Source organism: Duganella sp. S19_KUP01_CR8 (assembly GCF_036688705.1).
Classification (GTDB): domain Bacteria; phylum Pseudomonadota; class Gammaproteobacteria; order Burkholderiales; family Burkholderiaceae_D; genus Rugamonas.
Genome location: NZ_JAQQPR010000026.1, coordinates 18,930 through 33,744, shown reverse-complemented (window position 1 = coordinate 33,744; position 14,815 = coordinate 18,930). Strand labels below are relative to the sequence as shown.

Annotated in this window: 12 protein-coding genes; 6 read left to right on the top strand and 6 right to left on the bottom strand. The window is 64.9% G+C overall.

Annotated elements, in window-relative coordinates; translation table 11 throughout:
• The 5 genes from V6M89_RS23130 to V6M89_RS23110 form a co-directional block, all read right to left on the bottom strand.
• Positions 1-945: a WD40/YVTN/BNR-like repeat-containing protein gene (locus V6M89_RS23130; RefSeq protein ID WP_332855392.1), complete on the bottom strand. Its 945-nt coding sequence runs from the start codon at positions 943-945 to the stop codon at positions 1-3.
• A gap of 9 nt (positions 946-954) precedes the next feature.
• Positions 955-2,289 carry a DUF1329 domain-containing protein gene (locus tag V6M89_RS23125; protein WP_332855391.1) on the bottom strand — a complete coding sequence of 445 codons (1,335 nt, stop codon included), beginning with the start codon at positions 2,287-2,289 and terminating at the stop codon, positions 955-957.
• A 10-nt stretch (positions 2,290-2,299) separates the two neighbouring features.
• The gene (locus V6M89_RS23120) at positions 2,300-4,210 is read right to left on the bottom strand and encodes a DUF1302 domain-containing protein (protein ID WP_332855390.1); all 1,911 of its coding nucleotides are present in this window, start codon (positions 4,208-4,210) and stop codon (positions 2,300-2,302) included.
• A 365-nt stretch (positions 4,211-4,575) separates the two neighbouring features.
• The gene (locus V6M89_RS30445) at positions 4,576-4,914 is read right to left on the bottom strand and encodes a nuclear transport factor 2 family protein (RefSeq protein ID WP_442881995.1); all 339 of its coding nucleotides are present in this window, start codon (positions 4,912-4,914) and stop codon (positions 4,576-4,578) included.
• Positions 4,915-5,143: 229 nt separating this feature from the next.
• Positions 5,144-5,788 (bottom strand): dihydrofolate reductase family protein, encoded by a 645-nt coding sequence (locus V6M89_RS23110; RefSeq protein WP_332855388.1) that lies wholly within the window; start codon positions 5,786-5,788, stop codon positions 5,144-5,146.
• Between the two features lie 160 nt (positions 5,789-5,948).
• On the opposite strand from V6M89_RS23110, the gene V6M89_RS23105 reads away from it, so the two are divergent.
• Positions 5,949-6,140, top strand: coding sequence for a hypothetical protein (locus tag V6M89_RS23105; RefSeq protein ID WP_332855387.1), 192 nt, complete (start codon positions 5,949-5,951; stop codon positions 6,138-6,140).
• A gap of 10 nt (positions 6,141-6,150) precedes the next feature.
• Here the strand turns inward: V6M89_RS23105 and V6M89_RS23100 are convergent, their stop codons facing one another.
• Entirely contained in the window at positions 6,151-6,879 is a 729-nt protein-coding gene (locus tag V6M89_RS23100) for a substrate-binding periplasmic protein (RefSeq protein ID WP_332855386.1), read from the bottom strand.
• A gap of 227 nt (positions 6,880-7,106) precedes the next feature.
• Between V6M89_RS23100 and V6M89_RS23095 the strand changes: the two genes are divergently transcribed.
• From V6M89_RS23095 to V6M89_RS23075, 5 genes are all read left to right on the top strand, one after another.
• The gene (locus tag V6M89_RS23095; protein ID WP_332855385.1) at positions 7,107-9,113 is read left to right on the top strand and encodes a hypothetical protein; all 2,007 of its coding nucleotides are present in this window, start codon (positions 7,107-7,109) and stop codon (positions 9,111-9,113) included.
• A gap of 120 nt (positions 9,114-9,233) precedes the next feature.
• Positions 9,234-10,337: a DUF6792 domain-containing protein gene (locus V6M89_RS23090; protein ID WP_332855384.1), complete on the top strand. Its 1,104-nt coding sequence runs from the start codon at positions 9,234-9,236 to the stop codon at positions 10,335-10,337.
• 23 nt (positions 10,338-10,360) lie between these two features.
• Positions 10,361-10,741 (top strand): hypothetical protein, encoded by a 381-nt coding sequence (locus V6M89_RS23085; RefSeq protein ID WP_332855383.1) that lies wholly within the window; start codon positions 10,361-10,363, stop codon positions 10,739-10,741.
• 12 nt (positions 10,742-10,753) lie between these two features.
• Positions 10,754-13,885 carry an MSCRAMM family protein gene (locus V6M89_RS23080; protein ID WP_332855382.1) on the top strand — a complete coding sequence of 1,044 codons (3,132 nt, stop codon included), beginning with the start codon at positions 10,754-10,756 and terminating at the stop codon, positions 13,883-13,885.
• On the top strand, positions 13,882-14,799 hold the full coding sequence (locus tag V6M89_RS23075) for a hypothetical protein (protein WP_332855381.1): 918 nt from the start codon (positions 13,882-13,884) through the stop codon (positions 14,797-14,799). Before V6M89_RS23080 ends, V6M89_RS23075 begins: the two co-directional genes overlap by 4 nt.
• Positions 14,800-14,815 lie beyond the last annotated feature (16 nt).

The following is a 14,815-nucleotide window of genomic DNA, read 5'->3' as shown; positions in this document are numbered from 1 at the left end:
CTAGTCTTTCTGCGGATTGTCTATGCGGACCTGCTCGACGCCGGCCTCGCCCACCACCACCAGCGTGTTGCCGGTGGCCGCGCCCAGCTGGGCGATGCCCTTGCCGCGCGCGCTCTTGTGCAATGTGAAACTGGCGCCGTTGTCGGCGCTGACCGCCACCAGGCCGGCGTTGCCGACCAGGACCAGGCGGCCGTCGTCGAGCGCGCGGCCATTCATCAGCGCCAGCGAGGTACCCAGTTTGACCTGGCTCCAGCTCTTGCCGCCGTCGGCCGAACGCCACACGTTGCCGCGCATGCCGTACACCAGCAGCACGCCGCTGTTGGCGGCCAGCGCGCCGAAATACGAACCCGCATATGGCGACGCCAGCGGCGTCCAGCTGCGGCCCCGGTCGGACGACGTGGCCAGCGTGCCGGATTCGCCCACCAGCAGCAGGCCGTCGCCGGTGGCGACGATTTGCGAGATATGGCGGTCGAAGTCCGCGCCCAGCGGCTGCCGGCGCGTCCAGCTGGCGCCGCCGTCGGCCGATTCCAGGTACAGGCCGAAGGCGCCGTAGGCGATGTAGCCGGCGCCGCCGGTATGCAAGATGCCCAGCAGCGCATCGCTGCCGGCCGCGTCGACCTTGACGGCCTGCCAGTGGCGGCCGCCGTCGGCGGTGCGCAACACGGTGCCGCCATGGCCGACAGCGACGCCCACCCCAGCGCCGGCCGCTCCCTGCGGCAGCGCGATGCCGCTCAAGGTGCGCGTGACCGGCGTGCCGACCGCGCGCCAGCTGGCGCCACGGTCTTCCGAGCGCAGCACCACGCCGCGCTCGCCCACCGCCACCAGCGCATCGCCGGCCTGCGCCACGTCGAGCAGGATCACGCGGTCGGTGCGGATGGGCGCCGCCGGCGCCAGCGTGCAGGCGCAGGCCAGCGCCGCCGCCAGCAGTTTGCCGAGGATCTTCATGCCCGGTCCTTACCTGGTGCCCGCGCGGCGCAAGGCGTCCGGCTGGAAGTCCGACCAGTTGCCCTTGGTGCCGAACTTCCATGGCGTCTTGACCTCGTTGTCCAGCGTCGACAGCAGGTAGTTGCCGTTGCTGAGGTCATGCCAGATATTCGCCCGGTACCAAGGCGTTTGCGCGTCGTAGAACTGGACGATGGGATGCACGCCGATGCGCCACAACTGGCCCTGGCCGTCATAGGCGTCCTCCTCCAGCACACCCCAGCTGTCCTCGTCCAGGTAGAAGGTGCGCTTGCCGTAGATGTGCTTCTGCCCTTTCTTCAGCGTGGCCTCGACCACCCACACGCGATGCAGCTCGTAGCGCATCAGGTCCGGATTGACGGTGTTCTTCTGGATCATGTCCGCGTACTTGAGCTTTTTGTCGGACAGCTTGTAGGCGTTGTACGGCACATACATTTCCTTCTTGCCCATCAGCTTCCACTCGTAGCGGTCCGGCGCGCCATTGTAGGCGTCGTACTGGTCGGTCACGCGCATCGCCTCGGTGCCGTCGGAGATGTTGTCGTAGGCCAGATCCGGCGCGCGCCGCACGCGGCGCTGGCCGGCGTTGTAGATCCAGGCCTGGCGCGGTTCCTTGACCTGGTCGATCGACTCATGCACCAGGTAGACCGTGCCTTGCAGCGTGGCCGGCGCCGTGAAGAAGCCGAGGAAGGAGAACTGGTGGTTCTCGGTGCGCGTATCGAAGTTGGCGTCGGAGACGCGCAGTTCGCGGAAGCCGACGCGATAGAAGTCGCCGTTGGCGCGCACCGGGAACCAGTCGTAGGTGCGGTCAAAACCGCCGCCGATGTAGCGCGTCAGGTGGTTGCTGATCGCCTCCAGGCCGTTCTTCGGAATCGGGAACGGCACGTGCGAGCCGCCCAGGTCGGTCAGCGCGTAGCCTTTCAGGTCGACCTTGGTGGCCTGCTCCTTGGCCTTGTCCGTCACCTCCTTCGGATAGGCGGCGCTGCGGTGGGTCGGGTACACCGGCATCTTGAAGTTCGGGTACTTCTTGAGCAGCGCCAGCGCGCCGGCCGGCAGCTTGTCCTTGTATTGCTCAGCGTTTTGGCCGGTGATGGTGAACAGGACCTTGTCGCCGGCGAACGGATCGACGTAGCCTTGCGCCGGCGTCCAGCCGGCCGGCGGCTTGGCCAGGCCGCCGTCCCAGGCGGGAATGGTGCCGTCCTTGTTGCCGGCGCGCTCGGCGCCGACCGGAGTCAGCTCCTTGCCCAGCTTGTCCGCTTCGGCCGGCGTGATGCCGGCCCAGGCCGCGGGCGCCGCCAGCAAGGCGGCCAGCATGATGGTGGTGGTTTTCATGTCGATGTCCTTAGAACGTGGTGCTGTAATTGACGGCGTAGTAGCCATGGTCGCGCAGCGGATCGTAGGCGGCGCCGCGGGCGAAGGTGGTCAGCGTGAACTCCAGGTTGTGCTTCTTCTGGTAGCTCAGGCGCACGCCCAGGCCGAGCTGGCGGCGGTCTTGAATGAACTGGCCGTCCATCGAATAGCCCTTGATATCGGCGGCCAGGAAGGCGCTCGGGATGATGCTGACGCCGCTGTCGAAAGCGTTGGCGTATTCCAGCTGGCCGCGCACGCGCAGGCCCCAGGCGCTGCGCGACACATAGCCGTCGTTGCGGCAGCCGTCCGGGCTGGGGTTGTTGATGGCGCTGCCGGCGCAGGTCGAGCCGCCGTACAGCGGATGCGAGCCCTGGCCGAACTGGAAGGCGCGGCCGTAGCGCAGCGCGGAAGGATCGTTTTTATAGTCCGGCACATTGTTCCACTGTCCCGCCACCTCGCCCACCAGCACCGCCTGCTGCGCACCCAGCACATTGGCGTAGGTGCTCACGCCGTTGAGCTGCAACTGCGTCTTGTGGAAGCGGTCGTAGCCGGCCAGGTAGGTGCCCGGGCCTTTGGCGACGGCGGCCAGCGCCGCCTTCGCCACCGGGCCGGCGCCCAGCAGCGCGGCGGTGATGACGTCGTTGCCATTGCGCTGCACCGCGACGTTCGGCGAATAGCTCAGCTCCGAACCTATCGACCAGCCACCCAGGTTGGTCGACGCGCTCAGGCCGACCACCCGCATGTCTTCCGGATATTCCCAGAACGCCTGCATCGGTTTGATATTCGGATTGGTGGCGGGATTGAGCGCCGGCACGCCGGCAAAGCCGGCCAGCGGCATCAGCAGCGGGATCGCCGGATTGATGGCCTTGAGGTTGGTGCCGGCCAGGCCGGAGACGATCGGCGTGCGCGAGTGGATGTTCATCGCGTACAGGCCGAACTCGGTGTCCAGCGCGGCCACCGGGAAGCGGTAGGCGACGCCGTACTGGCCGCCGTCGGACGCCTTGCGGCCCGCGATCATCGGCACATACATGCCGGCCGCATAGGCGGACGGACCGCTGATGCCGCCCAGCGGAACCAGCGGCAGCGCCTTGCAGGCGCCCGGCGTGGTGGAGATCAGCGCATCGGTCACGGCCCAATAGGTGCCGCAGCTGTCGAGCGAAGTGTTTTGCCACTGAAACTGGTAGAACGCTTCCAGCGAGTGGCCGCCGCCCAGGCCCAGGTTGGCGTTCAGCATGGCGACCGGCAGCAGCGCTTCTTTCAGCTCGGCGCCGGGACGGCGCAGCGCCGACAGGTCGACCGGATTGATCTGGTTGATGCCCTGCACGAACAGGCTCTCGCCCCAGTTGACCACCTGGCGGCCCAGGCGCAATTGCAGCGGCTTGTCGCCCAGGCGGAAGGTATCGTAGACATAGGCGTCCAGCAGATAGGCGCCGGAGAACTTCTGCAAATCCTCGAAGCCGCTGTCGCTCAGCGGCGCGTTCTTCTGGTAATTGTTGGCCATATTGCCATAGCCGACGTTACGCGACTTGGCGGCCTGGTCGTACCAGAACTTGGCGCGCACCAGCGCGCCGGCGTCGTCGCGCTTGATCTCGAATTCGCTGATCAGCTTGACCACGCTGGAGAGGCGGTCGCTCTTGCGATAGTTCAGGTTGCCGGCGTCGTTGGGATTGCCTGCGGTGCCGCCGCTCAGGCCGGCGCGCGTGCCGTCGGCCGGCGTGTACAAGGCGCTGTCCGGATTGCCGGCGCGCCAGGCCGATGACAGGCTGACAGTATTATTAAACGAACCATTCCAGCCGTTGTCGATGCTGAATTCGGCGGCGCCGGTGTGGGCCGCGTGGGCGGCCAACGCGGCGGCCAGCAGGCCCGGCAATACGGAATTGCCTTTTTTGAGTATGTGCTGCATAGGTCTCCCTCTTATGCGCCGGCAGCCGCCGGCATGGAACCCGCTATGTTGCGGATGCCTGTGCACAATAGGTGAATAGCACCACGATATCGAATCCCCCGTTCGGGGGAAGCTGGAGCATGGGACAGGAAAGCGGGATTATTTTCGTTGCTAATTTACATCGGCAGAAAACAATGCTGCTTGGTACCGGCAAGATCGACGGTGAAGTCGGACGGGGATATGGCTACGGCGACACCCATCCGAATCTGATCCGGGTGGAGGCGCCGCTGATGTCGTTCCGGGTGACGGCCTTCACCCGCATACCGGGTTTGAAGATAAGCGGCTGGGATAGCCTGAAAGGCACGCCATGCTTGATGAGGAACGATTTACTCGGCCAGACGCTCGGGAATCGCCTTGAGCCGATAATGCTCATGGAAGAACAGATCGGCCTTGTGCTGGTCCGAACAGAAGTTGGTCACTTCCTTGATTTTGCCATGCTCGAATCTAAAGACCAGGCACCAGGTCAAATCGAGGCCCATGCCGGCGGTGCTCCATCCCCGGTGGTGGTCGATGACGTAGTCGCCTTGCTCCGCGATCGCGAATGGCTGGGCTTGAAATTCAGCTTTTCCCAGCTGATCAAAGAAAGCCAGCACCTCTTTGATGCCGTGCTTCTCGCCGGCGAGGGGGTGATGGCCTGGAATGCGCCAGACGATGTCTTCCGCCATGACGTCGCTGACCGCAGCAACATTCTTGCTTGCATATGTCTCGAAAAACGCGCCTATCTTTTGAAGGTTCGACATGAAATACTTCCTTGTGAGTGATGTAATCTCTGCCTGAAATGGGCGCCACGCCTGGCGCCCCCGATCCGGCCGGGCCGGAACCATTCGACAAACAATTATTGTCAAAATGGCGACATTGACTTTAACGCATACACAAATTTTCCGCTATCCCAACTCAACGGCGCCGGAGCACAACATGGGTCGCCTTCTCCGTCCCCACGTACTCGACGCATTCATATCCCAGCGCCCGCAGGTCCGCGCCCTCGAACAAGCGCTCGCCACTGCCCAGCAGAATCGGCGAGATCGCGATATGCAGTTCGTCGATAAGCCCTTCTTGAAGATACTGTCGGATCACGTCGGCCCCGCCGCCTATGCGCACGTCCTTGCCGTTCGCGGCTTCGCGGGCCCGGTCCAGCGCTTCGTGTATGCCGCCTGTGACGAAGTGGAACGTCGTGCCGCCTTCCATCTGGATAGGAGGCCGAGCATGATGGGTCAGGACAAAAACCGGGACGTGGTACGGTGGGTTATCGCCCCACCAGCCATTCCAGCTCAGGTCGGGCCAAGGCCCGCGAACCGGTCCGAACATGTTACGCCCCAAAATCCACGCGCCGACGTTCTTGAATCCCCGCGCGGCAAAATCGTCGTCGACGCCGGTCGTGCCATCTCCCGCGCCGTGGACCTGCTGGAACGTGCGTGTCGGGATGACCCACTGGTGTAACTCTTTCCCACCCACGCCAAGCGGCTCATTAAGATCCTGATTCGGCCCCGCTCCATATCCGTCTATGGAAATCGTAAAGCTCTCAACTCGAACTCGTGTCATTCTGATTCCTCCTATTCGTGGATTCCGTCACCGCTTGCATGGAGTCGATTTTATATGGAAGCCAGGCCCACCGCACCGACCGGCCAAGCGATGAGCTTCAACGTGGCGACATGATTTTTGATTATGTAATAACGTTTCCATTTTGCCTTGGGAGTAAAGCATGAATGGAGACCAACGTCGCAACAATGTGACCAGCTCGGTGGTGGAGCACGGCATCTGGCTGGCCAACTCGAAGGGTTCGGCCATCGCCTGGACGTACATGCAGACCTATCACGTGCCGCTGGAAGCGATACGCCGCGTGTTGGCCTACCCTGAAACACGCCGGCAGCGGCCTGCCGTCTGCCATCGTTGATATCGCGCCACTAGCGATAGCTGGCCAGGATCCGCTCCAGCACGCCCGCATTGAGCAAGCGCGTTTGCGCGTTGTTCAAGTCCCGCAGCGACACGCTGCTGTATTTGGGACGCGCGCAATACATGGCGAAATGGCTGATCACCACCGGAGTGAGGCGTAGTTTTTTAAGCGTCGGATCTGTCTTCAGCTGATACTCGAAGTCCAGGCTGCGCATGACCATGAAATCGGTACGGCCGGCCACTTGCTTGAGCAATGAGGACGTCTCGTTGCTCGCATCGTCACGCTTGGCGCGACCATCGGCGAACAACGGTTCCAGGTTGCGATAGTTATAGCCGAGCACGGTCCCGATGCGGACGCCGGACAGCTCATCGATGCTCTCCGCGGACTTGCCGTTCAACGGGCCGACCAGCCGCTCCTCGACATCGAAGAACGGCGCCGGCCAATCATACAGCTCGACCTGCTCGCTGGTGAGCCAATCCGGACTGACGAAGCAGCGCAGATCCACCAATTTCTGGACCACCGCCATATCCTGGCGCTTGCGGGGCAACAGCACGTAGGCCGGCGTCCTGCCGAGTTCCCTGGCCAGCGCATCTTGCCAATCCTTGGTGATGCCGCCGGCCAGCAGCAATCGCCCATTCGGGCCCGGCACCACCAGGCCAAACGGCATGGTGCGGTTCTCCAGCATGAGGAAGCGCACCGGCGGCGCGGCATGGGCGCGCAGCATCGCTACGGCGAGCAAACAGGCTACGCCGACAAGAAATTTACATCCACGCATTGAGAACCCGTTTGCCGATTGAGGTATGCCGAAAACACACATTATCAACGTCAGTCGCTGTTTGCTAGTAGCGATATGCGTAAGCTGTTCCGCAAATGCCACATTTTGAGCGCGCGCCGTTCGCCGGTGTCGGTGGCGATTTGGTGAATTTCGCAATTGCGCACGCATCGTGTTCATTGCACAATGTTGAAATGCGACACAAGACATTCCTCCATCACGCTGCCCTGCTGGCCGCCGCGCTGGCCGCCTCCGGGGCGGCCGCTGCGGCCGACGCGACGCCGGCGCCGTCGTACAAGCCGGACTACTTCGCCCAGTTCCAGGCCAGCTCAGCGATGGACATGCTGACCCGCCTGCCCGGTTTTGTCTTCGATGGCGGGAATGCGTCGCGTGGTGTGGCCGGCAACGTGCTCATCAACGGGAAGCGCCCTGCTTCCAAAACCGATCCGCTCGGCGAGGTGCTGGGCCGGATCCCGGTGGCGGGTGTCGAGCGCATCGAGGTGATCAATGGCGGCGCGGGCGGCATCGATATGCAGGGCTACCCGACCGTGGCCAACATCGTGCTCAAACAGATGGACCTGGTTTCGGCCAACGTCAGCGTCTCCAGTTACCTGACGCAGGACGGCCTCCACCAACCCTCGCTGGATGGCAACTACAGCCTGAAACACGGGGACAAGAGCATCAACGTCACGCTGGCCAGCACCCGGTCGCCGGATATGTCGCAAGGACAGGGGCGCCGGACCACGCTGTATGCCGCCGCCACCCCGGCCGCCGAGGTGGCCATCGTGGGCGCCGGCATTGCCGAAAACAAGACGATGAAACTGAGCTATGGCCAGGATCTGCTGGACGGCCAACTGACATGGAACGCCGCGGTCTATCCCTGGACCTACCAGTCGCAGGCCCAGTACGACGCCGGGACGCGCTCGTCGGGCAGCAACGACAACGCCGGACGCACGGCGGAACAGGGTTTGGTTTATACGCGCGACCTGGCAAACGGCGCAAGCATGGACCTCAAGGCGCTGCACCGGACATCCGAGCTGAACGCCGAATCGACTTTTGCGGCAGGCGGCGGCAACCCATCGTATTCGTTCTCTAACGCCACGGCCAACGAGCAAGTCCTGGCGGGACAGCTCAGTTGGCGCGCTCTGGACGGGGTGACGATACGCGGCGGTTTTGAGCGCACCGTCAACACCAATGACAACAGCAACAGCTACCAGGCCAACGCCGGCGCCGCCGTGTCGCCGACCGGCAGCGCCTGGGTGCAGGAATCGCGCGTTGAAGGCCAGCTGTCGTCGGCATGGCAGGTCGACAGCTCGCTCAACGCCGAAGCCGGCCTGAAAATCGAGCACTCCAGCTTGCGCATCGGCGCCGACCAGCCGGAAGCCAAGGCCTACAACTATCCCAAGCCTCGGCTGCGGCTGTCGTTGTCGCCAAGCTCGTCGCTGCTGCTACGCTTACGCATGGAACGCGAGGTCAGCCAGCTGAACTTTGGCGATTCGGCAGGGTATTTCGGCATCGCCGACAAGACGCTCCGGGCCGACTTGCCCGATCTGGTGCCAGCCAAGACCTTGCTGTGCGAAGGTGCGGTCGAATACCGCTTCGGGGACCGGGGTTCCGCCGTGTTGAGCTACACGCAATCGCACATCAGCGACCTGCTCGACCGCATGCCGATCCGCACATCGAACGCCAGCTACGACGCCGCCGGCAATATCGGCGACGCCAGCGCCGACAGCGTCTCCGGCTCGCTCACGCTGCCCACCGACAGCTGGTCGCTGCCGCAGGGACTGCTCAAGTTGTCGATGACCAGGCGCTCGTCGTCGGTCACCGATCCCACCACGCTGGAAACGCGCGCGCTGTCCGGCGAGCAGCCGCTGGCGTGGCGGATAGAGTTTTCGCAGGACTTGCCACGGCAGAGAACTGCCTGGGGACTGTCCATCGACAACGGCTGGAGCAACGACAACTGGCAGGTCGCCGAACACGACACCAACAATGGCACGGGCTGGGCTCGCGCCTTCGTCAACTACCGTCCGGCGGCCAAGCTGATGGTGACGCTGGAATTGAACAACCTCGCCGGGCGCGTCGTCACCAATGACCGCACCCACTACGCCGGCGACAGGCTGGCCGGCGCGGTCGACTTCGTCGAGCACAACGTGACCCGTACCCAGCCCTTCGCCATGCTGCGAGTCCGCCGGGACTGGTAGGCGCCCGAGAAGGATTGCCATCTAGCTCACTGTGGCATTTGGAGAGATTTCAGCAACTAATGCCGCCTACAATTGCGGAGGACGCCGATCAGCTAATGCACGAGTTGGAAAAGGATAAATATGAAGGTATTTTATTCGAAGACGCTTGCCACCATGGCCTTGATTGCCACCACCGCTGGCTGCGGCGTACTCCATTCAATTGACGCGGAGCGAAAGGACTACGACTCCCCCCCGGGTAAAAACGACGTCACGATGAAGCAGTTTGAGGACGACGATTTTCTCGTCGAACTGGCCAACCGCTATGGACTCATGGCACTGTTCGCCGAGACAGTCTACCGTGGCGAGTTGAATGAGGACGTCCGCGACGAACAGGGTTGCAAGTACCTCGACCACGGTTGGAATGGCCAGGCCCAGTACGGAATGCCCCGTGTCCCCAACTCGGCATCCGGCTGGGAGCGCTGGATACCCACGGAGCCGGGGGAATCCCCCTGCATGAAGGACAGCAACGGCCTCTTTTACGAGACCTATGTGTATCGGGATGAAAACGGCACCATCGAAGAAGCTGTGATCGCCTTCCGCGGCACCGAAAATCGCAAGGGCCAGGCGGTTCCGGATTGGATCACCAATGCGTCCGCCCCGTTCGGCTTTGAGCCAGCCCAGTACAAGACCGCCCGTGAGCACATTCCCGCGTTGATCGAGCGCCTGACGAATGCGACGAAGGGAAATTCTCAGATCAAAATCTATGCCGTTGGTCATTCGCTCGGCGGCGGTTTGGCCCAACAGGCCGGACATCTGTCCAACGATGTACTGGAAGTTTTCACTTTCAATACCAGCCCCGTGACAAATTGGACTTACCTTCGGCGCAACGGCCTGGTCAAACAAGGGTACCCGATCGTTCACCGTCTCTACCATGGTGGCGAAGCCTTGGAGACTGCGCGTTTCGTCACCACTTCGGCAACCACTGCCAGTTATGGGCGGCATGAAATCGGTGTCCAGTTCGGCGAGCGTGAATTCGCGAAAGGACACTCCATGAAGATACTCGCTTGCAATTTTGGTCGGATACTCAGCCGGAAGAAGTTGCAGTCCGGATCGCACCACTATCCCTCTGCATTTATCGATCTGAATGTACTGAAGTTGGAGGATGCGGCGGCGGTGCCAGGCATTTCAGGAATGCCACGACGCATCTGTGATGATGACAGTCCCATGCAAGGCCACGGCAGCTAAATGGCGCACGAGCGCCTCGTCCCATGCTGACCATCCGCAACGCGCAGCTGCACGCGTTCGGCGAGCGCGCGCGCGCCCTGTTCATCGAGGAACACCTGGCGCATGTCGCCAGCGACTATCCGCGGCACTTCGCCAGGCTAGGCGAGACCGGATGCCGCGCGTTCATCGAGGCGGCCGTCGCGGCCGGAGAGCCGTGGCGCGTCCACTCGGGCAGTGCGCTGCGCCTGTGGATCGACCTGAGGCTGGAGTACGGGCAAGCCTTCGAGCGAATCGACGCCTCCAGCCGCGCCTGGGCGCTGCAGCTGCTGGCCCACCCCGCCTTGCCCGATACCGTGCGGTTGTCGGCGATCTGGGAGCGCTTTCGCGAACGCACCGGCGGCCGCCCCCTGGTGCCGCACGAATGAGGCGCTGATCCCATGCACAAGTGCGGCCAATGCGGCAAGGACATCCCCGGCACCTGCCAGCACGACCCGCTCGTGGCGGCCACCCCCTGCCCGCTGAAAAAGGGGGCGATCTGGGTGCATGTCACCGACGACGACAGCCGCGACGTGGCGGCCGTGCCGTGCCGCGGGCCCGTGAGCCTGCGCACCGACGACACGGGCATCGCCGCGTTCGATCCCCTGCCGCCGGGCACGTACGACATCGATCTGGACGACATCGCCAACGTCCCGGCCCTGAAGGCCGCCTACGAGAGCCCGACGGCGCCCAGCGTCCAGCGCGGCGTGGCGGTATCCGGGGGCGAGATCACGTACGTCCGGTTCGTGCTGGTGCGCAAGGCCGAATTCAAGGTCCAGGTGCACCTCAAGGACGCGCCGGGCACCTTGCTGGAAGGCGCGATCGTCAGCGTCTCGGGCGGCCTGCAGGCGGTGGCCGACCAGCCCACCGCGGCGAACGGCATCGCCGACTTCGGGCTCGTCACGCCCGGGAAGTATCAGGTGAAGGTCAGCGCGCTGAAGGCCGCCGACGCCAAACAATACGTCACGACGCACGACTTCGCCACCGCGCTGGAGGTGACGCTGAAACCCGGGCCGAACCCCGCCATGCTGGTGACCGTGGAAACGGTCAACCTCGTCAAGCCGAAGCTCGAGCTGGAATATCACGTGGTGCTGGAGGAACGCGCACGCCACCAACAGCAGGCTCCGAACGAGAAGCCTATCCTCGCCGCGCCGACGCGCGTCGAGCTGTCGTTCACCGAGACCAACCCGGCGCATCCGTACACGAAGGGCGCCAAGCTGGAGGGGCTCGCCGGCAAGGCCGACGCCTTCCTGGACGAGGCCTGCCTGCAGCCGCTGGCCGGCGACCTGACCCACACCCAACTGACGCAAGCCCAGCCTTGCCTGCTCTACCTGCGCGGCAAGGCGCCCGGACTCATCAAGCTCAAGCTGACACTGCTCGACCCCGCCGACCGTTTCGTCGTACTCGACGACAATCCGACGCCGGAGCAGGAACTGGGCGTCCTCCGTGTCGAGCTGAAGATGCACCAGCAGGACGCGGCCGCGCTGACCGCCCTCCAGGTCGATCCGGACACCGAGCCGCCGACGACATACCACGACGACCTGCACGCCGCCGCCTGGCCGCCGCAAATCGTGATGAGCGACGCCGACAAGACCGGCGTGCCCTCCGCCACCGATGCCGCGGCCCCGGGCCGCTTGCTCCACGTCCAGGATGGCGAGAATTTCGGGCGCGCCAAGCTGGTGTGCGCCAAGATCGATCCCGCCCACTTGCCGGCGGCCGCCGCGGACCACGAACTGGCGTTGTCGAGCGTGCTCGGCTTCGCGTGGAAGGCTACCCCCGCCGACGTCACGCCGGGCGACTTCCACGGCGATGCGCCGGCCGGCCCGGGCAGCGGCACCGTCTCCTTCCACGACAGCGAGGTCGGCGGCTCGACGGTGGCGAGCCCGCGGGCCAAGCTGTCGGCGCTGGCGCTGAACGACGTGACGTTCTGGGTGCAGGGTGACACCCCCACGGACCAGGTGTGCGACCTGCGCATCGAGGCCGGCATCGACCGCGCCATCGGCGGGCTGGCCAAGACGCCGAAGCGCAACGGCGACTGGGTGCGCCTCACCGTGTTGAAGATCGACGAGGTAAAGCTGGCCTATGTCGCGCCGGCGCCCGCCGGCTCGGCCCCGGAGGCCTGGGACAGCGGCACGCAGCGGTTCTACATCAACCTCAAGGCGGATCCCGCCGGCCGCCTGCTGACGATAGGCGCGAAGCTGAGCAAGCCGTTCAAGAACGTCAAGATCCACTTCGCGCTGGCGCCCGACGCCGGCAACCTGGCCGCTGACAAGTGGGGACAGAACATTGTCGGCGGCAAGTGGATATTCAAAGACCTTCACGCCGACGTCAAGCACCTGGACAAGGCCGACCGCAAGAACGTGCTGCACCTGAGCCAGACGACCAACGACACCGGCTACGCCGAGCAGGAATTGCGGCTGTCGCGCTACGGCGGCGACAAATTCCAGCCGGCCGCCTACCTCGCCGAGGACGCCCACCTGGCGAAATACGTGGCCGGCCATGTCCACCTGCAAAAGCGCAAGCCGGTGTTCTCGGCCCACGCGGTAACGGTCTGGCGCAAGTTCTGGTACCAGGAGGTCCAGGTGCCGGGCGTCGTCCAGGCCAACGTGGCCGCACCGATGGCCGAGTTCGAGAACTTCGGCGTCACGGCCGTCGCCAGCACGCCCATCGCGTTTCCCGCCAGCCGCGTCGACACGTCGGTGGCCGCCGGCACCCCCACGCCCCAGGGCAATACCGTGAGCCGGCGCGCGATCTACCCGCGCTACATGCTGGGCTTCGCGGGCGACATGAGCGACGGCCTGGTCGTCGGCGATGACAACGTCGGCGAATTCTTCGACGCCGTGGTGCACGAGGCCGACAAACCGCTGAAGCTGCCGGTCATCGCCTGCGACATCATGCTCGTCAGCGACGGCCTGACGGGCGGGGTGTCGACCAACGCCATGCCGATCGCGGCCTTTCCGTTCACGGCCACGATGAGCCACAAGATCGTCAAGCCGACCATAAACGGGGTTCCCCTGGTTGCCGGCGGCTTGATGAAGTTCTATGAGCTGACCCCGGCCGGGAGCTATACCAGCCTGGCTCCGACCGCGATCACCGACGCCCAGATCGTGATCAATACCACCCGCGGCGCCAATCGCAATAACGTCGAGGTCCACCTTCCCGCCGTCCTTCCTGCCGGCACCACCCACGCGCGCCTCGACAACCTCCAACTGCAGGCGGTGACCTCCTGGTGCGGCACGTACTACACCCCGGCGAAGCACCTGGCCGCACGCATCGAACCCGCCCATGCCGCCGATCCCAGCGGGTTCAAGAAGACCCTGATGCACGAGGTCTTCCACGCGTTGTGGCAGGTGCCGTCCGCTGCGACCAGCGGCGCACCCAAGCATCCTCACCACTACGCCCAGAACGGCGACCACTGTGGCTATGCCGCCGCCGCGTGCGTCATGTGCCACTCGGCGATCAACGGCGTCCGGATCTGCCCGGTCTGCGACCACTACCTGCGGCTGCAGGACATCTCGAGGTTCAAGCCATGACCCAAGACGCTCAGGCCCACGCGGAATCCGAACTGCGCCGAGTTCCGCTGCCCGCCGCCGGCGAGCCGGCGTTCGACGCGCTGCAGCGCAGGCTGGCCGCGATGGACGACACCGAGCTGGAACCCGGGCCGCAGGCGCTGTCGGCGCTGGCGCTGGGCGCGCCGCCCGGCTTCGACCGGCAAGAGCAACCCGGCCTGCCGGTGCTGCTGGCGTCCCGCGCCACGGACAAGCGGCAATGGGAGGTCGATTTCAACGGCAACCTGCACCTCTTCTGCGTCGACCTGTCCACCGGGGCCTTGCTGATGAGCCCGCAACCGCTGGTGCGCGGCAACAGCGCCGAGATCCCGACGCCGTCGCGCACCGGGCCGCCGCCCGAGCACGACTTCTGGGTCGTGACCAACTCGCTGCGGGCCCTCGACCTGGCGCAACTTTTCGAGAACCGGTGGCCCGACGGACGCTACACCGCCACCGCGATCGTCTACGATCGCCGCTCCAACACGGTCGCGTTCGACGTGCGGCAGAGCGGCGATCGCCGCGGCCCACCGACGCCGATGGCGGCGGCGGCCTTCGTGCATCCGGGCCGGCTGCGGGCCGCCGACCGTCCGTCGTGCCGGGTCGACGGCGCCCTGCTGCAAGCCGCCTTCCGCTTGCCCGCAGGCCAGTTCACGCTGCCCGCGGACGCGCTGCGCCTGTATCCCGTAAACCTCGTGCTGCTGCGGCTTGACGACCCGCGGCCCCACGTCGCGACGATCCCGGCGCCGATGAACGAGCTGGGCGACCGGATCGACGTCTCGCTGGCGCTCGACGTGCGCGACGCGCTGCCGGGGCTGGATGCCGGCGCGTACCAGGCCTACGTCTTCGTGGGCGACCAGGTCGCCGGACCGATGGCGATGCAGCTTACGGCGACGAGCTGAGCGCGGGCGGATTTGC

Bases quoted from the DNA above. Each gene is read 5' to 3' on its own strand.
- V6M89_RS23130 (WP_332855392.1), bottom strand. From the start codon at position 945: ATGAAGATCCTCGGCAAACTGCTGGCGGCGGCGCTGGCCTGCGCCTGC.
- V6M89_RS23125 (WP_332855391.1), bottom strand. From the start codon at position 2,289: ATGAAAACCACCACCATCATGCTGGCCGCCTTGCTGGCGGCGCCCGCG.
- V6M89_RS23120 (WP_332855390.1), bottom strand. From the start codon at position 4,210: ATGCAGCACATACTCAAAAAAGGCAATTCCGTATTGCCGGGCCTGCTG.
- V6M89_RS30445 (WP_442881995.1), bottom strand. From the start codon at position 4,914: ATGGCGGAAGACATCGTCTGGCGCATTCCAGGCCATCACCCCCTCGCC.
- V6M89_RS23110 (WP_332855388.1), bottom strand. From the start codon at position 5,788: ATGACACGAGTTCGAGTTGAGAGCTTTACGATTTCCATAGACGGATAT.
- V6M89_RS23105 (WP_332855387.1), top strand. From the start codon at position 5,949: ATGAATGGAGACCAACGTCGCAACAATGTGACCAGCTCGGTGGTGGAG.
- V6M89_RS23095 (WP_332855385.1), top strand. From the start codon at position 7,107: ATGCGACACAAGACATTCCTCCATCACGCTGCCCTGCTGGCCGCCGCG.
- V6M89_RS23090 (WP_332855384.1), top strand. From the start codon at position 9,234: ATGAAGGTATTTTATTCGAAGACGCTTGCCACCATGGCCTTGATTGCC.
- V6M89_RS23085 (WP_332855383.1), top strand. From the start codon at position 10,361: ATGCTGACCATCCGCAACGCGCAGCTGCACGCGTTCGGCGAGCGCGCG.
- V6M89_RS23080 (WP_332855382.1), top strand. From the start codon at position 10,754: ATGCACAAGTGCGGCCAATGCGGCAAGGACATCCCCGGCACCTGCCAG.
- V6M89_RS23075 (WP_332855381.1), top strand. From the start codon at position 13,882: ATGACCCAAGACGCTCAGGCCCACGCGGAATCCGAACTGCGCCGAGTT.